Source organism: Mammaliicoccus sp. D-M19 (assembly GCF_022386695.1).
Classification (GTDB): domain Bacteria; phylum Bacillota; class Bacilli; order Staphylococcales; family Staphylococcaceae; genus Mammaliicoccus; species Mammaliicoccus sciuri.
In genome coordinates this window covers 1-22,037 of record NZ_JAJNHW010000010.1, presented here as the reverse complement: position 1 = coordinate 22,037, position 22,037 = coordinate 1, and the positions used below count along the sequence as shown (strand labels likewise).

Sequence of the window (22,037 nt, the reverse complement as noted above, 5' to 3'; positions counted from 1 at the left end):
TAGCATAGAATTATGAAAGGCGTCAAATTTCCAAAGTTCATTTATGGTTTGTTTTTAATAGGTATTTCAAATAGACAAGTAATGGAAAAGCAACTACAATGTAAAAGGATTCATGGTACAATTAAGGTAACTATTGGAGGTGTATGTAGTGGTACGTTCAGATAACTACGAAAAACAATTAGACCAAGCTAAAGACATCGTGATTAACGGTATTGGAGAAACGATGGATTTATATGGTATTAATCGAAGTGTCGGAAATTTATACGGGACGATGGTATTTGAAGGTAGTATGACACTAGATGAAATGCGTGAACAACTTCAAATGAGCAAACCAAGCATGAGTGCTGGTGTTAAGAAACTACAAGAATTTGATATCGTCAAACAACAATTTACAAGAGGAAGTAGAAAACAACATTTCATCGCTGAAAAAGACTTCTTTATCTTCTTTAATAACTTTTTCTCTAGAAAATGGGATCGAGAAATTTCTATTAATATGGATTCTGTTAAAGACGCAGAAATCTTGCTACAAAAAATCATAGATGCAGATGATGTCGATGAAGAAACTAAAGAAGAAGCAATCACCATTCATACACAATTAGAAGAATCAAAAGTATATTATGAATGGTTAGCAAATATCAGTAACGCTATTAAAACTGGAGAGATATATAAGTATTTCCCAATACCAAGTCATGATGACAAATAAGTAAAAGCGCGAGGTAGCAATGCATACCCCGCGCTTTTGTTATTTTTGTTGGCTCCAGTATTTGCATCTTTGGCTAGAACTGCTTTTAATGGTATCAGTATTTGCACCTTTGGCTAGAACTGCTTTTAATGGTATCAGTATTTGCACCTTTGGCCAGAACTGCTAATAACGGTATCAGTATTTGCATCTTTGGCCAGAACTGCTAATAACGGTATCAGTATTTGCACCTTTGGCCAGAACTGCTTTTAACGGTATCAGTATTTGCATCTTTGGCCAGAACTGCTAATAACGGTATCAGTATTTGCATCTTTGGCCAGAACTGCTTTTAACGGTATCAGTATTTGCACCTTTGGCCAGAACTGCTTTTAACGGTATCAGTATTTGCATCTTTGGCTAGAACTGCTTTTAATGGTATCAGTATTTGCACCTTTGGCCAGAACTGCTTGTAACGGCTACTTTATTTACAAAACTCGTGAAAATTGTAAATAGTGACAGCCTTATGAACACTTCTTGCCAAACTTGTTCATAAGCACTCCACCACAATACAAAAAGCTCACAACACTAGCTAGCGTTGTGAGCTTTATCATTATAAATATTGATTTTCTTTTAAGTATGCAACGATTTTATCTACAGATTCTTCTACACTTTCGTTTTCTGTATCAATGACTATTTCAGGGTTTGATGGTTCTTCATATGGTGCATTAATGCCAGTGAATTCTTTAATTTCACCGCTTCTTGCTTTCTTATACAGTCCTTTTGGATCTCTTGATTCACACTCGTCTAAACTACATTTAGTGAAGACTTCGATGAATTCACCGTCTTCAAGGATATCTCTAACTGTATTACGGTCTTCTTCATATGGTGAGATGAATGCTGTCATTGTGACAACACCTGCATCTACCATTAATTTACCGACTTCACCGATACGACGGATATTTTCTTTTCGATCTTCTGGACTGAATCCAAGGTTTTGGTTTAATCCATGACGAATATTATCTCCATCTAAACGATATGAAGTGATATTTTGTTCAAATAATGCTTTTTCTAATGCTACAGATATTGTTGATTTACCTGATCCTGATAAACCAGTAAACCAAATCACAACACTTTTATGACCGTTACGTTCTTGTCTTTGTGCTTTTGTTACTTCAGAATCATGCCATGTAATATTTGTTGACGCGCTCATTATTCCACTCCTAAAGAAATTAATTTTGTCTTAAACCTTTGATTAATACATCTGCTACTTCTGGTCTTGAGAATTCTTTTGGTAATTGTTCACCGTTACGAAGTTTCTCTCTTACTTTTGTTCCACTTAAATGAACATGATTTGATTTGTCATGAGGACATGTCTTTGCTGTTGTCATGTTGTCACAAACTGTACAGAAGAATGCATGTTCAAATTTAAAGATTTGAATGCCAATTTCATTTTCATATTGTGAAATTAATTCTTGTGCGTCATATGTACCATAGTAGTCACCGACACCTGCATGGTCACGACCGACGATAAAGTGTGTACAGCCATAATTCTTACGTACTAATGCATGTAAAATGGCTTCACGTGGGCCAGCATATCTCATTGCTGCTGGATAAATAACAAGACGTGTTCTTTCTTCAGGATAATAATGTTTCAAGATAACTTGATAACTTTCCATTCTTATTTCAGCTGAAATATCATCAGACTTCGTTTCACCAACTAAAGGATTTAATAATAATCCATCAACTGATTCAAGTGCTATTTTTTGAATATATTCATGCGCACGATGAACTGGGTTTCTCGTTTGGAAACCTACAACTGTTTTCCATCCTAATTCTTTAAATAATTCACGTGTTTCACTTGGGTCTAAATGGAAATCACTAAATTCATCATGCTTTGGTCGATCAACTAATTGGATTGGACCAGCTAAATAAACATTACCTTTTTCATATACACGTTTCACACCTGGGTGATCCACATCTGTTGTGCCGTATACATTTTGAGCTTCTTTAGCTTTATCATACGTATATTTCTCTTCAAGTTTTAACACACCATATAAATGATTGTCTTCTCCATATAAAGCGATGTCTGAACCTATTTCATAGTTGTTTGCTTCTTCTTCAGTAACCGGTAATGTAATTGGAATACTCCATACAAGTCCGTTTTCTAGACGTAGATTTTCAACGACACTGATATAATCTTTCTCGCTTAAAAACCCTGTCAGTGGACTGAAACCACCAATTGCGATTAATTCTAAATCTGATAGACTCCAAGGATTTAATGTTAATTTAGGATATGATTGTGCCGCTTCAATAAGTTCTGCTCTTTCTTGACCTGTTACTTGGCGATTAATTAATTCTCCACCATGAGCTTCGATTGTTTCTTTAGTCTTTTGAGTTGCTGATACCATCAATATTCACTCCTATTAATTAATTTGATCTACTTCTTTTGATTTTTGATTTTGAATATTAAAAGGAAATTTATTATGTTGGTAAAGTGTGAATAGTACTAGACCTAACCAAGCAAGGATAATAATACCTTTTATAATATTGACTGTTGCTTCACTGCTAATTAAAGTACCTAATAAAACACTACTATTTGTAAATATGATTAGACCACCGACAAGTACTGCTAAAACATACACCGGTAAAGTCTTCACTAGCCATGCTGAGAACGGTGCTGCTACGACGCCACCAAATGCTAACGCAACGACGAGTAAAATATTTATTTGATTCCAACCTAAGAAGATAATAAATCCTAATGAAGTTGAAATTGTCACAAAGAACTCACTCGCTGAAACTGTTCCGATAACATATCTTGGTTCAATTTTATTTCTTGATAGTAATAATGGTGTGTTGACTGGACCCCATCCACCACCACCAATTGCGTCTAAGAATCCTGCAATTGCACCTTGTGGAACAAGTAATAAAGCTGAAAATCTGCCATCTTTCACTTGTTGGTTTTGCTGTTTTTTAAATACAAATTGATAAATAATATAAATTCCCATTGATAATAAGAATAAGGCGATGAATGGTTTAATAAAATCACTGTGCAAGTTGCTCAATACACCCGCACCGATAAATCCAGTTATCGCGCCTGGTAAAGCAAGCTTTAGAATAATAGACTTATCAACATTTTTAAACTTTAAGTGTGAAAGTCCTGATGCTGCTGTTGTTGCCACTTCTGAAAAATGAATGGTTGCAGATGCGATTGCTGGTGCCACTCCAAAAGTTAATAGTAATGATGAAGAGGTTGCACCAAATCCCATCCCAAGAGAACCGTCTATAAGTTGTGCTAAAAAACCTACTAATGCAAATATTGTTAACTTTCGCATACGCTACTCCTCTCTGGCTTTCTATTTAAGTTGTCGTTTCAACCAATTGATGAATTTATTTTGCTCATCCGTATCGAAATATTGATGAGACAAAATGTTCTCTAATAATTGGTTTTTTTCTGTTTGCTCTATTTCTAGTGATTTAATGATTGTGCGACATTCATATAAAAAATCTACATATTCTGTATAATCTACTGAATATTGTTGATCTAATTCTTTCAAAATATTACGCACTAACTTTGGGCTTGCACCATTTGATGTGACGCTTATCTGCAACTTACCTCTATTTAATGTCCCAGGAAATATCACATTGCCATCTTGTGCATCACCAACCATGTTAATCAGACAATGTTTAGGGGTATTATCTTTAATGACATCGGTTATTTCTGGTGAGTTCGTGGCATTTATAATAAAATCAACATGCTCTATATCAGATATTTCAAAGTCCTTTTTGTGCCATTTCAATTTCCCTTCAATTTCATATTGCTTTAAATGGTCTGTAAGTTCTGGTGAAATAACATGAATCAACGCTTCACTATCTATCAGTGCGTTCACTCTACGTTCAGCAATTTTACCGCCACCAATAACTTTGACGATTTTATCTTGTAAATCTAAATTGATTGGAATGTATGCCACAATAAATCATCCTTTAATCTGATATTTAAACTGTTTGAGTCGTCAGTGTTTCTAATACGCGATCTTTCAATGCTGCTTGTATGGATGGATGATGACCTAAATGTTCGCATACGATGATGTCGCTTTTCGTATTATGTTCTGCTGCTGTTTGCTCTATGTGACGCTCCAAGACACCTGTAAACCAAAGATACGGTGCAATGAATACTTGTGAATATTCTTCATGTAATGCATCTTGCAAAGCTTCTTCAAAAGATGGCTCACAGGCAGCTAAGTAACATACTTCTACATTTTTAAATGCTGTCGATTCATATAAAGCTTGACCTATAGCTGTTATATCTATCTTCGTTTGCGGATTGTAACTCCCTCTTCCAACAACAAGTAATTTAGCATCTTCTTGAATCTCGACTTTCGTTTCTTCAATACGTTCTTTAAGAATGGCTGTTAATCTTGGTTGAACACCTAAAGGCTCTCCATAAGTAAATGTTACTTCTGGATATTGTGTCTTAATTTCATCTATCTCTTTCGGTATATCTTTAAAATAGTGACCTGCACTTAGTAATAATACGGGTATAACGGATATCTCGGTTGCACCTTTTGCTATTAACTTTTCGACGCCTTGCTGAATATCCGGTTGTGCTAATTCTAAGAAACAAATTTCTTGTAAAGGTATATCAATAGACTGTTTCACTGATTCTATAAAAGAAATTGCCTCATCTGTCGCTTCTTTAATTCTGCTACCGTGACTGACATATAACACGCCTATCATTGTATCCCTCCAGTATTAATAAATAAGTTGTGGAACGTTCTGTTCTGATGCCACTTCTTCAAACCAGCTCATGCGTTCTCTTAGTTTGACGACTTCTCCAATAACAATCATTGCAGGGTTTGTGATTTGTTCTGATTTCTCTACGATGTCTTCTAAAGTCCCTGTCACTGTTACTTGTTTCTGTGAAGTTCCACAATGAATTAATGCTACTGGTGTTTGAATATCTTTACCATGTTTCACTAATAATTTTTGGATGTCAGGCAACTTCTTTACACCCATATAAATACAAAGTGTCTCAGGTCCTAGTGCTAAGTGTTTCCAATATTCATCTTCATCAACACTGTCTTTCATAACACCTGTTATAAAGGCAACAGATGAACTATAATCTCTATGTGTTACTGGAATACCAGCATAAGCTGGTGCTGCAACACCAGCAGTAATACCTGGAACCACTTCGAACGGAATATCATAGCTATTTAATGTTTCTGCTTCCTCGCCACCACGACCAAAGATAAATGGATCGCCACCTTTAAGTCTTGTTACGGTGTAACCTTCTAGAGAAAGTTTTACGAGCAATTCATTAATTTCATCTTGAGTTAAAGAATGCTTATTCGGACTTTTACCACAATAAATCATTCTCGTGTCTTCAGTTGCATAATCTAATAATGCTTTATTAACGAGTCGGTCATATAATATGACATTAGACTGTTTAATGGCTTTAATACCTTTAACCGTTATTAAATCTGGATCGCCCGGTCCTGCACCAACCAAAAATACTTTCCCCATTCTTACACCCCATTTTCTGATTAACTGTGGAAGTCTTGTCCTGAATGCACTTCTTTAATAATGCCTTTACGGATAACAAAGTCTCCAAAGTGTTCTCCATCATTTTTTTCTTTACCGTATTGAATCAGAATTGGTTTTAAGCTTTCTAAAATCTCATCTTCACCAATATTTTCTTTAAATAGTTTATTTAAACGATCTCCAGTGAATCCACCGCCAAGATACATATTATATTTACCTGGCGCTTTACCAATAAATGCAATTTCAGCTAATGCTGGTCTTGCACATCCATTTGGACACCCTGTCATACGAATCGTTATTTCTTCTTCATTTAACCCTGCTTCATCTAAAAGTCCTTCTATTTTATTAATAAGTGTTGGTAGATAACGTTCTGATTCAGCCATCGCTAAACCACACGTTGGAAACGCAACACATGCCATTGAATTTCTTCTAAGTCCTGTGTAATGTTCACCATCTGTAATTCCGTATTTATCAATAATTTTTTGAATTTGTTGTTTTTTACTTTTAGCTACATTGGCAATGATTAAATTCTGGTTTGGCGTTAGACGGAAGTCTCCAGTATGAATTTCAGCAATTTCTCTAAGTGCTGTCTTCAATTTGTAGTCAGATGTATCTTTGACACGTCCATTTTGAATAAATAATGTAAAGTGCCATTTTCCGCTTCCTTCAGTCCAACCGTATCGGTCACCATTATGTTTAAATTCAAATGGTTTTGCCTCTTCAATTTCCCAACCTAAACGTTTATTCAATTCTTCACGAATAAAATCAACACCAAGACGGTCAACAGTATATTTAAATCGTGCGTTCTTTCTGTTTTCTCTATTACCATAATCACGTTGGATAGTTAAAATCTTCTCACAAACATCTACCGCTTCTTCTTTAGGGAAGTAGCCTAATAAACGTCCTACTTGAGGGTATGTCTTCGTATCACCGTGTGTCATACCCATACCGCCACCGACTGTCACATTAAATCCGACTAATTGATCATCTTCAATAACTGCAATCAATCCGATATCTTGTGAATAAACATCAATATCATTTGATGGTGGTACAGCGATACCTATTTTGAATTTTCTTGGTAAGTATGTCTTACCGTACATTGGTTCAACTTCTTCTTTTGTATCGATAATTTTTTCATCGTCTAACCAAATCTCGTGATACGCACCAGTTTGAGGTGATAAGTGATCACTTATTTGTGTAGCAAGTGTATCTACTTCTTTGTGCACGCCTGACTGATATGGATTTGGATTACACATGACGTTTCTGTTAACGTCACCACATGCTGCTAATGAATCCATGACTGCATGATGGATACTTTGCATTGAACTTTTTAAATTTCTTTTCAAGATGCCATGGAATTGAAACGCTTGTCTTGTTGTAAGTTTGATTGTGTTATTAGCGTATTCTGTTGAAATATCATCCATCGCAACCCATTGATCAGCAGTAGCCGTACCACCTGGAACTCTAACTCTAATCATGAAACTATATGCTGGTTCTAACTTTTGTTTACGACGCTCATCACGAATATCCCTATCATCTTGCATATAACTACCATGGAATTTAAGTAATTTAGTATCGTCTTCAGCTATTGCGCCAGTTATTTCATCTGCTAAACCTTCTTTAATTGTTCCTCTTAAATAATTACTTCTATTCTTAATGTGTTCCATTTCATCTAATTTGTCGGATAAATTAGTTTGAGTGCTCACAATATTGCCCCCTCTTAATAAATATCTCTTTGATATCTTCTCTCTTTTTTTAATTCAGTTAAAAATTCTTCTGCTTCTTCTTCGTTATAATGTCCTTCTTTTTGAATGACATTTAAAATGGATTGATGCACATCTTTAGCCATATGTTTTTCATCTCCACATACATAGATTGCTGCACCTTCTTGAATCCATTGATAAAATTCTTTACTGTTTTCTTCAATTCTATGTTGTACATATACTTTTTCTTCTGAATCTCTTGAGAACGCGACACTTAATTTATCAAGTACGCCATCTTTCAACCAACCTTGCCATTCCGTTTGGTATAAGAAGTCTGTCGTAAAGTGTTGTTCACCGAAGAATAACCAAGCTTTATTAGTAAGTTCTAATTCTTCTTTTTCTTGAATATATGATCTAAATGGCGCAACACCTGTACCTGGTCCAATCATAATGACAGGCGTTTCACTTGTTTTAGGGAACTTAAAGTTCGGATTCTTCTTCAAGTAAATCGGTACTGTATCACCTGGTTGTAATCGTTCTGCAAATTGTACTGAGCAAACACCTTTTCTATCTCTATCATGAGAGTGATAACGAACTGCTCCTATAGTAAGATGTACTTCATCAGGTGCTGCTTGATGACTACTTGCGATTGAATATTCACGAGCTGGTAATTTTCTCAATATTTGATGCAAAGCATCTGGTTGCAAATCTTCAGGTGGAAAATCATTTAATAAGTCTATTAAATCGCGACCTTCAACGTATCCGTAAATCCATCGATCTTTTTTAACTTTTTCAGATAACACACCATTACCGAAGATATTCGCAGCCTTTGTGACGATTGGTTTTGTTAATTTTGTAATTTCGAAATGATTAGTTAATGCATCACGTAAACTTAATGTATCGCCTGAATCATTAATTGGCACAATTTCTTCTGGATCCCAAACGAGTGTTTCAATTAACTCTGATACAATTTCGGGATCATTTTTAGGAAATATGCCGATACAATCGCCTGGTTCAAATGAATCATTGAAACCTTCTAAAGAAAGTTCGATATGTCTAACTTCTTTATTTGAACCTCTACCGTTTAAATTAATATTCTCTAAAATTTCAGCTTCATACGGATTAGAGCGTGAATATGTTTGAGTAGCTGATAAATCTTCAGCATCTAATTTAACGGGTTCCTCTGCCGTTTGACCTGATACTTGTCCGATTGAATTTAAAATGTCTTCCATCCATTTCTCAGCAGGTTCATCAAAGTCTAAATCACAATCTACTCTTGGATGTATTCTCTCTGCACCTAACTCTTCTAATCTCTTATCAAAATCTTTACCCGTCTGACAGAAGAATTCATATGATTCGTCTCCAAGTGCTAACACTGAGAATCTAACATCATTCAACTTAGGTGCCTTACGACTATGTAAAAACTCATGGAATGTAATTGCATTATCTGGTGGATCTCCTTCTCCATGAGTCGCTGTGATAATAAATAAATCTTCTACTTTCTTTAAATCTTTTGTCTTAAAATCTTCCATACATGCAAGATTGACATTGAATGATTTTTCTTTTAATTTACTTTCTAACGTTTCAGCTAAACCTTGAGCATTACCTGTTTCAGAACCAAACAATACCGTAATATCTCGCTTCTTAAACTTAGGTTCACTGCTTACTGCTGTAGATTGCTCAACAACAGGTGCACTTGCTTGACCACCTTGCACGACTGACGCCGATAAGTAACCACTCAACCAAATCTTTTGTTCAGTTGTAAGTGTTGCAAAAACTTGATTTAACTTTTCTGACTGCTCTTGATTAAAAGGGCTATTTGTTACTGATAATTCCAAAGATGTCACCTCATCCTGTCCAATTATTTAAGTTTTAAATACTATTCTTATGGGAATAGTCTGATTTATGCTAAAAAAAGATTAATAAATCTCTTAATTAGATTACTTAGGTTTATTATTTACTGTATGCAAACCACATTCAGTTTTGTTGAAATTCGTCCATCTTCCTTCACGTGAATCACCTGAAGAAGATACTTGAGCTGTACAAGGAATACATCCAATACTTGGATAATTAAAGTCATGAAGTTCATTGTAGGTTAAATCGTGGCGTTCAATATATGCCCATACGTCGTCCCAAGTCCAATAAATTAAAGGACAAACTTTTATAGATTTAAATCTTTCATCTTTATTAATAAAATCGGTATTTTGTCTACTTGGAGATTGTTCTCTTCTTAGTCCTGAGACCCAAGCAGTAGCGCCCGATAATACTTCTTCTAACGGTTTAATCTTTCTGATATAACAACATTGATTCGGGTCACTTGTCCATAGTGCCGGTTCATATTGATCTGCTTGTTGCTCTAGCGTTAAATCTGGCTTTTTAAGTTCAATATTTAATGTTGGATATCTTTCTTTCACACGGTCAATCAAATCGTACGTTTCTTGAAAATGCAAATCAGTATCTAAGAAGACAATTTTGGCATCTGGTTTAACTTTTGATATTAAATCTATCAAAATCATACCCTCTGCCCCAAAACTACATGAATATACGATAGAATCTCCATAATGTTCATACGCCCATTTAATTATTTGATATGCACCTTTAGTTTCATCGTCAATATCAATATCTTTAAAAGGATCAGTGTCAAAACGTTCATAAGTTAACACTTCGGCCATGATATATAACGTCCTCCTTATACTTATTTCTACAAGCTTTTATGTTTAAAATCAATGTTTTTAGCAGAAATTATTTTAAACAGATAAGTTTACTAAGAAATAATAAATTATGATGATTAGCATACCCGATACATCATATGATGTCAACTATTCTTTTTAAATTTTCAGTCTATTTAATGAAGAAATTATTCACTGAAAATGTTAGGTATTGTGAACACTTCAGTGTTAGTTTGTTTTTAACTGGGGCTTAGTTACAAAACTCCGCGGAGTTGTTTCTAACAGCACCCTTATTTACAAAACTTCCTGGATTTGTTTCTAACAGCACCCTTATTTACAAAACTACTCAAATTTGTAACTACTCCTATCGTTATTCACACTTCTCATCAAAAATGCTTCTAACAAAATTAAGATATAAAAATTCCAACAAAACCATAAGATTTTGTTGGAATTTTTATTATAAGTTATCGTCTTCTTTTTCTGCCCGTACTTGAACGATTCTTAATGATCGTCGTTCTACTGCTTTTAATTTTTCAGCTCGTTCTTCTAATTTAATTCGATCTCCGCCTAGTGTCCGGATAAATGAAACCATCATCATCACAAATATAACGGTTAGTGGCACACTCGCTAATATGGATGCGGTCTTCAAGACGTCTAACGCGCGTTCTCCACCTACTAACATTAATGAAAATGGCAATAAGCATAATGCAAACGCCCAGAATAATCGATTTGCTTTTAATGGTTCGTCTATGACTTCTTTTTGAGTTGCTGCTGCTAATATATATGACCCCGAATCAAATGTCGTTGCTAAATATAAGAATGCTGAGATTAAGAATAGAACAATCATTACTTTTGGAAATGGTAATTGATGCATCACTTCTATTATAGTGGCTTCAGCGCTATGTTGATTCAAGAATTGAATGACATCAAATTGTCCTGAAATTTGTAAGAACACTGCATAGTTACCAAAGATACCAAAGAATAATACACATCCTAAAGTTCCATAAATAATTGTACCTAATACGACTTCTTTTAACGTACGGCCTTTGGAAATTCTGGCAATAAATAAGCCAATAAATGGCGCATATACTAACCACCAAGACCAATAGAATATCGTCCAATCTTGAGGAAAGTTTGTTTCTTTTCTATCTCCTACACCACCAAATGGTTCTAACCATGTTGCCATTCTAAAGAAATTCTTCAACATATTTCCTAATCCTGATACAGTCGTTTCCATAATAAATATCGTTGGCCCAACAATCAGTACGATTCCTAAAATTAAGAACGTTAGCCAAACGTTAATATCACTTAATTTTTGTATACCCTTTTTCAAGCCAGTATAAGAACTAAATGCAAAGATGACTGTAATGATAAGTAAGATAATGCTTCTCATAACCATATTCTCACCGTCAAGTCCTGTAAGTCGCTCTATCCCAGCAGAAATCATTGGTACACCCAATGCTAATGATGTCGCTGCACCGCCTAATAATCCAAAAATAAATAAAATATCTACAATTTTACCGAGTAATTTATCCGTTTGACCTTTTAAAATTGGTCTACATGCTTGGCTGATTTTATAAATTGGTTTCTTCTTAACAAATACTAAATAACCAATTGGCAAAGCAGGTAACACATAAATCGCCCAAGCTATTGGTCCCCAATGAAACATGCCATACATTGTTGCGTATTCGAGTGCTTCATCCGTCATACTACCTGCCCCATACGGCGGCACTTGATAATAGTATGCCCATTCGATGACACCCCAGTATAGAATATCAGAACCGATACCCGCACAAAACAGCATCGAAATCCAACTAAAATTATTAAATTCAGGTTTATCACTTGCTTTACCTAAAGTGACATTCCCGTATTTCCCAAACGCTATGTATAATACAAATGCAAAAACAATCAATCCAAGTAATAGATACCATGATCCTAATGAGTCTGAAATAACATCATTAATACTTGTGATGACTTCTTGACTAGCTTTAGGGAATACCATCATCGGTATAACAGCGATAAGTAATACTGCAACCGTCCCATAAAATGTCCACCAGTCCATTACTTTATGTTTCTTCACTTCTGAACACTCCTCGTTGTCGATTAATGTACATCGTTAAATAATCATTATTAATGAACACGATGATTTAAATCACAATGAAGACACTATAGAACTTTAAATAAAAATGCAAATTACATACAATGAAAAGCATCATTACTTATGAATAAATATATATAATACACTTTTTATAATCATTATAAATATTGCTACAACGGTTGTGTTAAGTTAAAATTTAACGAACGTAACAAATCTAACGTTCTTTTATTATGAATTTTTATACATATTCAATGAATATAAATTTATATAAAAAAGAAGGAGATATGACATGAAATTTGCCATATCTCCTTCTATATCTCATTAAATATAAGTGGTCATTAAATAAAGTACTGGTAACATAATCGCACTGAGTACAGCTGTTAAAATCATACCAATTGTACTAAATGCACCTGCTTCGATATTGGATTCTAAAGCTTTTGCTGTACCAAAAGCATGTGAAGCATTACCATACGTTAAACCTTTCGCTAAATCACTTTTAAACTTCGCTTTACTAATATAAAAATTACCTAAAATACTACCAATTAAGCCTGTCGCTATAATAAACATAACCGTTATCGTATCTGTTCCACCCATTTGATGAGACACTTCAATGCCTACTGCTGCTGTCATCGATCTAGGTAAAATTGTTACAATCGTTGAACTCGGATATCCCATTATATATAGGACACCATAAATAAGGACAAAGTTAACCATGATACCTGCCAATACACTTGAAATAATAATTTTGAAGTTCGCGACAATCAACTTTCTGTATTTATATAACGGATACGCTAAACTCACAACTGAACAATCTAAAAATTGATGAATCCATGAACCACCTACCATGTAGTCTTTGTAATTCATACCTAAGACTAATAAAATTGCGACAATCATAATTGAAGCAATCAGTGCTGGATTAAGAATAGGATGTTTATATTTAATTTGTAGTTTCTTAGCGATGATAAAACAAGCTAATGTTAAAAGTACCATCAATAAAGATTGTATAATCATGATGCATTCTCCTTATCCGTTTTATTAATATTTAAAAACTTCTCACAAACATAACCAGATGACAGTGCTACTAAACTTGTACTCACAATGAGTAACACGACCATAATGATATAACCTGGTCCAATCTGATCTGCAATATCCATAATACCTACAATTGAAGGCACGAAAAACAAAATCATAACATTAATTAATTTATTAGCACCGACTTCTATCCATCGTTCAGGTAAAATACCTGTTAGAAGTAATAAAAATAATAATGCTAGTCCAACAATACTACCTGCAATTGGTATATGTAATATTTCTTGAAGCCATTTACCAATTTGAGTAATCATATATATGAGAGATACTTGAAAAAGTATCTTTATAAACAATTTAATCATATAAACTCATCCTTTTAATAAGACGTTATAGACAATATTATAGGACGGTTCAAAGTATTAATAAAATACATATTATCGATTACAACTATTCCACTTCGGAATAGTTCAATTATATTTTTATTGTTCATAGCAAGAAACAGGCTAGAACATTATGTTCCAGCCTGTTTCTTGATTAATGATTCTTTTAGAAATAATATCCATTCTTTCGTAACTCTGTTAACATAGGCACCTTTTTTCCAAATTAATCCGAGATGCCAATATATCTTTTCACCTTCAAGTTCAATCATTGTCACATCATCACTCATTTGTTCAGCAATACTTCGTGGCACAATAGATAGACCAAGTCCTCTTTCTATCATATTGCTGATAAAGGTAAGCTGTGATATTTTAGCAACTGTCTTTGGATAGAAGCCTTCTTTCCGGCAGTTCTCAATAATCATATCTCTTAAATAGTAGTCATCGTGGAACAAAACAAATTCTTCATCTTTCAATTCACTGATTGATACTTGATGTCTCTCTGCAAGTTTATGTGACTTATTCACTACTAAAAACAATTCCTCTTTATAAAGTGGCACGCTGTTATATTTAGATGAATCTACAGGTAATGTCGTCACACCAATATCTACTTCATCTTTATTAATATAATGTTCTACCGCTTTACCGCCACCTTCAGTAACTTCGTATGTGACGTTAGAATATTTACCATGAAAATTCTCAAGACTGTCTGTTATAAGATCCACTTTAATCATAGGTGACAACCCTAATCTAATATGTCCACGTTGCACTTCAAAGATATCATTCAATTCGAGCGTCAAATGATCAAATAGCGTTAAGAATTCTACTGCTTTATCGTAAAATACTTCGCCAGTATCTGTTAGTTTAATGTGTTTTTGTGAACGATCAAATAGCGTGACATCAAATTCATTTTCAAGATTTTTTACAGCTTTACTAATTGTAGATTGCGCTACAAATAAATGTTCTGCAGCTTGTGTCATACCACCATTTCTAACAATTTCCACAAAATATTTTAACTGTTTAAACTCCATTTGCTATACCTCATTTCATGGATTTCATGACAGAATTAAAGCGAACATATAAATACGATAAGTATAATAATCGGAATGATATATCTCATTAAGAATTTCCATAATTTAAACCATTTTAAAGAAAGTTGATTCCCCATTTGGAATTCTCTTTTTACAATAGCTTGATCCATTCTAAACGAAATAAATATTGCGATTAGTAAACAGCCAATTGGCAATAGTATGTTGCTCACTAAATAATCTGTAGCATCAAATATAGACTTCCCAAAAATCGAAACATCTGCAAGAACACCATATGACAGTGATGATGGAATACAAGCGATAAATGTCAGTAATCCTAATACCCATACTATTTTTGAACGCGATCTTTTGCCTTCTTTTTCAAAAGCTGAAATGATAATTTCAAATTGACTAAATGAAGAAGTCAATGTCGCAAATAAGAATAACAGTAAAAATAACGTTAAGAATACTGAACCAAATGCCATTTGGCCAAATACATTAGGTAATACGATAAATAATAATCCAGGACCTTCAGTAGGTTCTAATGAAAAAGCAAATACAACTGGGAATATCGCCATTCCCGCTAATATAGACACGATAATATTCATAATCGATACCGACATAGCTGACGTTGGTAAACTTTCTTTTTTACTTAAATACGAACTATAAGTAACCATACATGAGAATCCCACAGCTAACGCGAAGAATGACTGACCTAACGCATATAACACGCCTTCAGCTGAGAAGTCTTCAAAGTTGAAACTAAAGAAGAACGATAATCCTTCAGATGCGCCTTCTAAAGTTACTGCTCTCGCAACAAGAATAATAAAGAATATAAATAATAAAGGCATTAATACATTATTTGCACGTTCAATACCTTTTTTAATACCGAAGTTTAACACAACAACATTCATTAAAATAAAGACAAACACACCGATTAATACAGTAAATGGCTCTCCTATAATTTGTTCAAAGACTTTACTGTAATTTGTATCATCAGATATAAGATTGCCTGTTAATCCTAATGCTGTATAAATTGTAATCCAACCACCTACAACACTGTAAAAGGATAATAATAAGAAACATCCAATAACACCAAGTCTTCCCGTTATTCTCCATGGTGATTTGGGTGCTAGCGTATCATAGGCAGCAACAGCTTCTTTGTTTGTTGCACGTCCAATGATAAATTCAGAAATCAACATCGGTAATCCGATAAATAATGTAAATATAATAAATAACAATAAGAAGGCGCCACCACCGAATTGACCTGCAACATAAGGAAACTTCCATATTGCGCCAATACCGATTGCAGCACCTGCTGATGCCATAATAAATCCTATCTTAGATGACCATTGATCTCTTTGATTGACCATGTTATCACTCCATTCAGTTCTTCCTTAATTGAAGTATAACGTAAATTAATCATCTACACAGTAAGAATTTTTATGACATTTGTTCTACATCTGTAAATATACTGCCCATTTTTTCAGCAGCATTATCTGAAAACATTAACTCTAAATTATCTTGAGATTCTTGTGCGTGCTCTTCAGAAGCTTTGTACATTTCATCTTCGTATGCTGTTATCACATCTTCTAAATTGTCATGATTTTTAAATGCACGTGCTAATAAATACGCATCATATAAAGCTGTATTAACACCTTCACCAGCGAATGGACTCATAACGTGAGCAGCGTCACCTAACAATGTCACATTCGATTGACGTTCCCATTTAAAACCAATTGGCAATTTATAAATTCTTCTAAACAGAACTTTATCATCGGCATATGAAATGTATTTTAACAGCTCTTTATCCCAATCTTTAAAATCTTGTAATAAACGTGATTTTAGTTGTTCGGGTGACAAAGCTTTATACGTATCTAAATCTTTATATGGCATGCGATAAGTGACATAAACTTTAATCGATCCATCACCGTTTAATTGTCCAAGTATAGCTTGATCCCCGCCAAGCGCCATTATTTTACCATTCTTATTAAAAGCAGCTAAATCTGGAAATTGTTGTTTCACATCAGAAATGTTTAGTTCGACCATTGATATGCCTGTGTAGCCGATTTCTTGCTCTGTAATAAATGGTCTCACTTTAGAAAAGGATCCGTCTGCACCTACTACAACATCAAAGATTTCACTCACATTATGATTAAAAGTAACTTTCACTTTATGATTATTTAACGTTTCGATTGCTTTAAATTCATAATGATAACGGATGTTTTCTGGATTAATTTCGTTAAGAATCATATCGCAAAGTTCGCCACGATCAATCTCTGGTCTTCCGCCTTCACCTTCAGCATCATCTTCAAAATACAATGTGCCATCTGGTCCAAGAATTTTTGTGTCTTCGCCTTCAAATCTTGCCATACTTTTAAATGTTTCAATAAGACCAGCTTCTTTAATCGGCAATTGTCCTGATTCTTCGTGAATATCTAATGAACCACCTCTGTTGCCGTTAATATCACGTTCACCTTTTTCAAATATAGTAAATGGAATTCCTTGTTTTTGTAGTAACAAACCGAGCATTAAGCCACCAGGACCACCACCAATAATTGCTACTTTATTATTTTTATTGCTTTTCAACATTTTTACCTTCTTTTTAGTTTTTATATAAGTTTTTTGCTTTTTCTTTTGTTTCATTTATAAATGATTCGAATTTCGCTTTTTTCTCATCATCTTCCACTGCTTCTCTTCCTGCTAACATAATTTCTTTAAATAAATCTCTAAGTTGATTTCGTGCATCTTCCATTGCTTTAATATCAACATTTTGGAATCCTTCTAATCGTTTCGTAAATTCATCTTGATTGATGTTTTCATTTAAAAATGCTTCGCCTTCATCTGTAATTGTATAAACTTTTTTATTACCATCTTTAGAAATTGATACAAAGTCTCTATCTTCTAACATTTGCAAAATTGGATAAACTGAACCTGGGCTTGGTGCATAGAATCCTTTAAATCTTTCTTCTAAATCTTTAATGACTTGATAACCATGTTTCGGTTCTTCTTTTAACATTTTTAAAATAATAAATTGTAAGTTCCCTTTCTTAAAGAAACGATCTCTTCCCGGATGACCGCCAAAACCTTTTCCAAAATCAAAGCCATCACGATTCATCATATGGCCTCTGTGATTGTTAAATCTTCCCTCAAAATTTCTTCTAAACATATAATCACCTTTCTCCTTTTCGATATATCGTTATATTATCCGATATATCGAAAAGAGTCAAGCGATATATCGTAATAAATTTTATCGACATCTTTTCATACCATATTTTTACAATTTTATGTTATTTTCATGGAACTCCCTAATACTGAGAATGTTTCTCATATAATATAATTGAGATATATAGAAGGTAAATATTTTAAAGGAGGTCATTACATGATTACTAAAGAGCGTCATGTTGCTGATGTCGTAACAGATATTCCAAAGTCTGCTGATATTTTCCGTAAATACGGTATCGACTTTTGTTGTGGAGGTGATGTATCCATTGATCAAGCTGTGTCTAATAATAAAAAGGTCGATTTAGAAACATTGTTAAATCAACTCAATAGCATACCTGTCGATCAACAAAATTGTGGAATTGATATTAAATATTTAGATGCTGCTTCACTTATTCAGTACATTCAATCTCGATATCATGAAGTATTGAGAACTGAGTTCCAAAACTTAACACCTTATGTTACAAAGTTGGCTAAAGTTCACGGTCCAAGTCATCCATATTTATTAGAACTAAAGGACTTATATACTAAATTGAAGTCTGCATTATTAGAACATATTGACGAAGAAGATCATCAGTCGTTCCCTAAACTTTTAGATGTATCAGCAGGTAAACAAGTTAATCAATTAAACGAAACCATTACATCCCTAGTTGATGACCATGACGAAGCAGGACAATTATTACGAGAGATACGTGCCATCACAAATGATTACCAACCACCTCTAGAAGCATGTGGTACATGGAGACTTGTCTATCAACGTTTAGAACAATTAGAACGCGACACACATGAACATGTTCATTTAGAAAACCACGTATTATTCAAGAAATACAAACATCTACTTTAAAAACTTTTTAAAGGAATGATTCATTATGAAAAAAGAAGCTGGACATACATTTTTAGCAAAGTTAGGTAAGAAACGATTAAGACCCGGTGGAAAAATTGCGACAGATTGGCTCATTAAAAAAGGCCATTTTACGAGAGATAAATATGTATTAGAAGTTGGATGCAATATGTGTACGACAGCTATGCAAATTGCGAAAACTTACGGATGTAGAATTGAAGGTGTCGACTTAAATGCTAAAGCTCTAGAAAAAGGTATTAAAAATGTATCATCTGCAAACTTATCTCATTTAATTAATGTTCAAAAAGCTAATGCGATGAACTTACCATTTGAAGATGAACAATTTGATATCGTATTAAATGAAGCGATGCTTACAATGTTGCCAATCAAAGCGAAAGAACAAGCATTAAAAGAATATTATCGTGTCTTAAAACCAGGCGGCATCGTATTAACACATGATATCGCAATTATTAATGTTAAATCTAAAGATGAAATCATCTATCATTTAAGTGATGCCATTAACGTGAAAGTAACCCCACTACCAACAGCAGAGTGGTACAAACTTTATCAAGATGCTGGTTTCAAACAAATAGAATCGCACATCGGCGCATTAACACTTATGACACCTGCTGGCATGATACGAGATGAAGGTGTTCTAGGTACATTTAAAATTATTAAAAATGCCTTAAAGAAAGAAAATCGATCTATGTTCTTTAATATGTTTAAAACAATGAAACGATATAAAAAAGATATGAATTATATTGTTCATGCTGTTAGGAAATAACCGTCTCAACAGATATAATAGTTATAATATAACTATTAACTGAATTGGAGATGTAAACATGAAATTAAATAAAATGGATCATGTAGGTATTATCGTTGAAGATTTAGAATCTGTTAAAGCATTTTTTACTACGTTAGGATTGGAACTGATCGGAGAACAAAATATTAATGGTGAATGGATCGACAATATTTATGGTGTAGATGCTTTAGAAGCAAGTATTGCTATGATGAAAGTTCCTCACGATGAAACAGCTATAGAACTCATACAATTTCGTGACCAATCAACAACGACTAACAAATCTTTACATTTCCCAAGAAATATAGGCGCTAGTCATTTTGCATTTTCAGTTCAAAATATTGAACAAGTTGTAGAACAATTGGCCACAACATCTTCCAATGTGATTGGAGAAATTACGCAATTCGAAGACATGTATAAATTGTGTTATATCAAGGGTCCAGAAGGCATATATATCGAATTAGCTGAAAAACTCAAATAAGTTATGGTAAAAACATTTTGGTAATCAGGATAAATGGTTTCTAAAATGTTTTTATTTGTATTTTAGTGGAATATTATATATAATAAATGTAAAAAAATAGGAGGTTGATAGATGGAACTCACACGATATAATAAGGCAATCTTTGGTCGAATAGATGCCAATCAAGACACCCAAGAAATTTATCGACAAATCCAAGGTGAAGAAGGTGAACAAATTGTACAACAAATGTTAGAACAAGAACTTAAGTTAAATTATGTACATAACATTGAATTAAATATAAAGAACAAAATTCAACTCGATTTCCTCATTGTAGATGATGATATGATAATCAATTTAGAAGTCAAACACTATAAAGGCGACTACTATATCATCGATAATCAAATGAAAAATAGTTACGGGAATATATTCCAAACCCCTTTTTTACAAATGAAAAGAGCCGAATATGAACTCGAACTGATTAAATCACATCTCAATATTAAACGAGATATAATATCTTATCTCGTCTTTACAAACCCCACATTTACACTTCACTCTGACATACCTAATCGTAAACAGGTACTGTTACCAACAGAGTTACACAAAATTCCAAAGCTATTTAATAATTTTAAAGTAGACGAAAATAGAGCCATCCTCAATAAAATCAAAACACTTAAACAAGATTTTTCGAAGACCTACCCTAGACATATAATTCCATTCGAACAAATCAAACCAGGCTTAAGATGCCCACATTGCCGTAAAATCAACCAAATACAATTAGAAAAACGGATGAGATTCGGTCATTGCATGTATTGCTCAAGACAGATACAGAGACAGTTACTCTACTTAGAAAATTTAAAAGAATTATACGTATTAAAAAATGGGCCATTTACATTGAAAGAAGCAGAACTGTGGTGTGGTGCGGATGCGCATGCTATCAGAAGAGTATGTAAACGTCATTTTAAAAAGAAGGGGAAACATAAAAGTTATTTTTATTTATAGAATAGTACCTTCTTAATCAAAGAATTTGGGCTCTTCTCGGCTTTACTCCTACTTTAAGCCAAGACTTGGGGGATCTCTTGGCTTTACTACCTCTTTAAGCCAAGACTTAGGCGATCTCTTGGCTTTACTCCTGCTTTAAGACAAGACTTGAGCCCAAATTTATAAAATGACTATATGTTTTCCTATATTTCTAATTTTGAAAAGTGAATCTACTGATCCCCATCCCCCATAGATTCACCCCCTCTCAAAAATCAAAACCACCCGTTTAACGGGTGGTTTGTTCTGCGGCTATAAGCTTCTATTACTGACCAGCCCTAAAAGGGCACTGAGAAGATCAGCCAAATGTACTACTTTCCCAGCAACCCTTAAAAGGGTTGTTTTATTTTGTCTTCTTTCGAGTTTCTTCCCCAGTAAAAGGATCTATGTACTCTATCATTGTTAATTGTTCTGCTACTATATCCTCTTGTAATTGATTTCTTATATAATTTTCTATCACTTTTTTATTTCTACCAACTGTATCTACATAAAATCCTTTACACCAAAATTTTCTGTTACCATATCTATACTTTAAATGGGCATGTCTATCAAATATCAT

At 33.8% G+C, this 22,037-nt stretch carries 22 protein-coding genes; 5 read left to right on the top strand and 17 right to left on the bottom strand.

Going from position 1 to position 22,037, the window contains the following annotated elements; translation table 11 throughout:
* Positions 1-148 precede the first annotated feature (148 nt).
* Positions 149-703 (top strand): choline uptake/conversion transcriptional regulator CudC, encoded by a 555-nt coding sequence (cudC, locus tag LQ675_RS13655; RefSeq protein WP_048540526.1) that lies wholly within the window; start codon positions 149-151, stop codon positions 701-703.
* A gap of 586 nt (positions 704-1,289) precedes the next feature.
* Here cudC and cysC read toward each other — a convergent pair.
* The 16 genes from cysC to LQ675_RS13575 form a co-directional block, all read right to left on the bottom strand.
* Complete coding sequence (gene cysC / locus LQ675_RS13650) at positions 1,290-1,889, bottom strand: adenylyl-sulfate kinase (RefSeq protein ID WP_084755998.1); 600 nt, start codon at positions 1,887-1,889, stop codon at positions 1,290-1,292.
* A gap of 19 nt (positions 1,890-1,908) precedes the next feature.
* Positions 1,909-3,087 (bottom strand): sulfate adenylyltransferase, encoded by a 1,179-nt coding sequence (gene sat / locus LQ675_RS13645; protein WP_048540524.1) that lies wholly within the window; start codon positions 3,085-3,087, stop codon positions 1,909-1,911.
* Positions 3,088-3,102: 15 nt separating this feature from the next.
* Positions 3,103-4,011, bottom strand: coding sequence for a sulfite exporter TauE/SafE family protein (locus LQ675_RS13640; protein ID WP_048540523.1), 909 nt, complete (start codon positions 4,009-4,011; stop codon positions 3,103-3,105).
* A gap of 21 nt (positions 4,012-4,032) precedes the next feature.
* Positions 4,033-4,647: an NAD(P)-binding protein gene (locus LQ675_RS13635; RefSeq protein ID WP_048540522.1), complete on the bottom strand. Its 615-nt coding sequence runs from the start codon at positions 4,645-4,647 to the stop codon at positions 4,033-4,035.
* A gap of 25 nt (positions 4,648-4,672) precedes the next feature.
* Positions 4,673-5,413, bottom strand: a complete 741-nt coding sequence (locus LQ675_RS13630) for a sirohydrochlorin chelatase (RefSeq protein ID WP_048540521.1) — start codon at positions 5,411-5,413, stop codon at positions 4,673-4,675.
* Positions 5,414-5,428: 15 nt separating this feature from the next.
* Entirely contained in the window at positions 5,429-6,199 is a 771-nt protein-coding gene (gene cobA / locus LQ675_RS13625; RefSeq protein WP_048540520.1) for a uroporphyrinogen-III C-methyltransferase, read from the bottom strand.
* A 20-nt stretch (positions 6,200-6,219) separates the two neighbouring features.
* The gene (locus LQ675_RS13620; RefSeq protein ID WP_372587805.1) at positions 6,220-7,923 is read right to left on the bottom strand and encodes an NADPH-dependent assimilatory sulfite reductase hemoprotein subunit; all 1,704 of its coding nucleotides are present in this window, start codon (positions 7,921-7,923) and stop codon (positions 6,220-6,222) included.
* A gap of 14 nt (positions 7,924-7,937) precedes the next feature.
* Positions 7,938-9,758 (bottom strand): assimilatory sulfite reductase (NADPH) flavoprotein subunit, encoded by a 1,821-nt coding sequence (locus LQ675_RS13615; RefSeq protein WP_048540519.1) that lies wholly within the window; start codon positions 9,756-9,758, stop codon positions 7,938-7,940.
* A gap of 102 nt (positions 9,759-9,860) precedes the next feature.
* Positions 9,861-10,592, bottom strand: coding sequence for a phosphoadenylyl-sulfate reductase (locus LQ675_RS13610; RefSeq protein ID WP_048540518.1), 732 nt, complete (start codon positions 10,590-10,592; stop codon positions 9,861-9,863).
* A 454-nt stretch (positions 10,593-11,046) separates the two neighbouring features.
* Entirely contained in the window at positions 11,047-12,669 is a 1,623-nt protein-coding gene (locus tag LQ675_RS13605) for a BCCT family transporter (RefSeq protein WP_048540517.1), read from the bottom strand.
* Positions 12,670-13,008: 339 nt separating this feature from the next.
* A complete protein-coding gene (locus LQ675_RS13600; protein ID WP_048540516.1) occupies positions 13,009-13,698 on the bottom strand; it encodes an LrgB family protein in 690 nt (229 codons plus the stop codon).
* Entirely contained in the window at positions 13,695-14,078 is a 384-nt protein-coding gene (locus LQ675_RS13595; protein WP_048540515.1) for a CidA/LrgA family protein, read from the bottom strand. Before LQ675_RS13595 ends, LQ675_RS13600 begins: the two co-directional genes overlap by 4 nt.
* Positions 14,079-14,227: 149 nt before the next feature.
* Complete coding sequence (cidR, locus tag LQ675_RS13590) at positions 14,228-15,124, bottom strand: cidABC operon transcriptional activator CidR (RefSeq protein ID WP_048540514.1); 897 nt, start codon at positions 15,122-15,124, stop codon at positions 14,228-14,230.
* Between the two features lie 35 nt (positions 15,125-15,159).
* The gene (locus LQ675_RS13585) at positions 15,160-16,494 is read right to left on the bottom strand and encodes a sodium-dependent transporter (RefSeq protein ID WP_048540513.1); all 1,335 of its coding nucleotides are present in this window, start codon (positions 16,492-16,494) and stop codon (positions 15,160-15,162) included.
* Between the two features lie 70 nt (positions 16,495-16,564).
* Entirely contained in the window at positions 16,565-17,713 is a 1,149-nt protein-coding gene (locus LQ675_RS13580; protein ID WP_048540579.1) for an FAD-dependent oxidoreductase, read from the bottom strand.
* Positions 17,714-17,726: 13 nt separating this feature from the next.
* The gene (locus tag LQ675_RS13575; RefSeq protein WP_048540512.1) at positions 17,727-18,290 is read right to left on the bottom strand and encodes a PadR family transcriptional regulator; all 564 of its coding nucleotides are present in this window, start codon (positions 18,288-18,290) and stop codon (positions 17,727-17,729) included.
* Between the two features lie 213 nt (positions 18,291-18,503).
* Between LQ675_RS13575 and scdA the strand changes: the two genes are divergently transcribed.
* The 4 genes from scdA to LQ675_RS13555 all read left to right on the top strand — a co-directional run bounded on the left by scdA (position 18,504) and on the right by LQ675_RS13555 (position 21,442).
* On the top strand, positions 18,504-19,187 hold the full coding sequence (gene scdA, locus LQ675_RS13570; RefSeq protein ID WP_107610369.1) for an iron-sulfur cluster repair di-iron protein ScdA: 684 nt from the start codon (positions 18,504-18,506) through the stop codon (positions 19,185-19,187).
* Between the two features lie 25 nt (positions 19,188-19,212).
* Complete coding sequence (locus tag LQ675_RS13565) at positions 19,213-19,968, top strand: class I SAM-dependent methyltransferase (protein WP_075578332.1); 756 nt, start codon at positions 19,213-19,215, stop codon at positions 19,966-19,968.
* Between the two features lie 58 nt (positions 19,969-20,026).
* Complete coding sequence (locus LQ675_RS13560) at positions 20,027-20,464, top strand: VOC family protein (RefSeq protein ID WP_081359384.1); 438 nt, start codon at positions 20,027-20,029, stop codon at positions 20,462-20,464.
* A 111-nt stretch (positions 20,465-20,575) separates the two neighbouring features.
* Positions 20,576-21,442: a nuclease-related domain-containing protein gene (locus tag LQ675_RS13555; protein ID WP_048540508.1), complete on the top strand. Its 867-nt coding sequence runs from the start codon at positions 20,576-20,578 to the stop codon at positions 21,440-21,442.
* A 379-nt stretch (positions 21,443-21,821) separates the two neighbouring features.
* On the opposite strand, the gene LQ675_RS13550 is transcribed toward LQ675_RS13555, so the two are convergent.
* Positions 21,822-22,037 (bottom strand): transposase (locus LQ675_RS13550; RefSeq protein WP_239728392.1); only part of this gene is annotated, 216 nt, incomplete at its 5' end.

What these genes read in the sequence shown, in the direction of transcription:
- LQ675_RS13585 (WP_048540513.1), bottom strand. Translation starts at nt 16,494, where the DNA reads ATGGTCAATCAAAGAGATCAATGGTCATCTAAGATAGGATTTATTATG.
- scdA (WP_107610369.1), top strand. Translation starts at nt 18,504, where the DNA reads ATGATTACTAAAGAGCGTCATGTTGCTGATGTCGTAACAGATATTCCA.
- cysC (WP_084755998.1), bottom strand. Translation starts at nt 1,889, where the DNA reads ATGAGCGCGTCAACAAATATTACATGGCATGATTCTGAAGTAACAAAA.
- LQ675_RS13555 (WP_048540508.1), top strand. Translation starts at nt 20,576, where the DNA reads ATGGAACTCACACGATATAATAAGGCAATCTTTGGTCGAATAGATGCC.
- sat (WP_048540524.1), bottom strand. Translation starts at nt 3,087, where the DNA reads ATGGTATCAGCAACTCAAAAGACTAAAGAAACAATCGAAGCTCATGGT.
- LQ675_RS13560 (WP_081359384.1), top strand. Translation starts at nt 20,027, where the DNA reads ATGAAATTAAATAAAATGGATCATGTAGGTATTATCGTTGAAGATTTA.
- LQ675_RS13600 (WP_048540516.1), bottom strand. Translation starts at nt 13,698, where the DNA reads ATGATTATACAATCTTTATTGATGGTACTTTTAACATTAGCTTGTTTT.
- cidR (WP_048540514.1), bottom strand. Translation starts at nt 15,124, where the DNA reads ATGGAGTTTAAACAGTTAAAATATTTTGTGGAAATTGTTAGAAATGGT.
- LQ675_RS13580 (WP_048540579.1), bottom strand. Translation starts at nt 17,713, where the DNA reads ATGTTGAAAAGCAATAAAAATAATAAAGTAGCAATTATTGGTGGTGGT.
- LQ675_RS13595 (WP_048540515.1), bottom strand. Translation starts at nt 14,078, where the DNA reads ATGATTAAATTGTTTATAAAGATACTTTTTCAAGTATCTCTCATATAT.
- LQ675_RS13630 (WP_048540521.1), bottom strand. Translation starts at nt 5,413, where the DNA reads ATGATAGGCGTGTTATATGTCAGTCACGGTAGCAGAATTAAAGAAGCG.
- LQ675_RS13610 (WP_048540518.1), bottom strand. Translation starts at nt 10,592, where the DNA reads ATGGCCGAAGTGTTAACTTATGAACGTTTTGACACTGATCCTTTTAAA.
- LQ675_RS13575 (WP_048540512.1), bottom strand. Translation starts at nt 18,290, where the DNA reads ATGTTTAGAAGAAATTTTGAGGGAAGATTTAACAATCACAGAGGCCAT.
- LQ675_RS13565 (WP_075578332.1), top strand. Translation starts at nt 19,213, where the DNA reads ATGAAAAAAGAAGCTGGACATACATTTTTAGCAAAGTTAGGTAAGAAA.
- cobA (WP_048540520.1), bottom strand. Translation starts at nt 6,199, where the DNA reads ATGGGGAAAGTATTTTTGGTTGGTGCAGGACCGGGCGATCCAGATTTA.
- LQ675_RS13640 (WP_048540523.1), bottom strand. Translation starts at nt 4,011, where the DNA reads ATGCGAAAGTTAACAATATTTGCATTAGTAGGTTTTTTAGCACAACTT.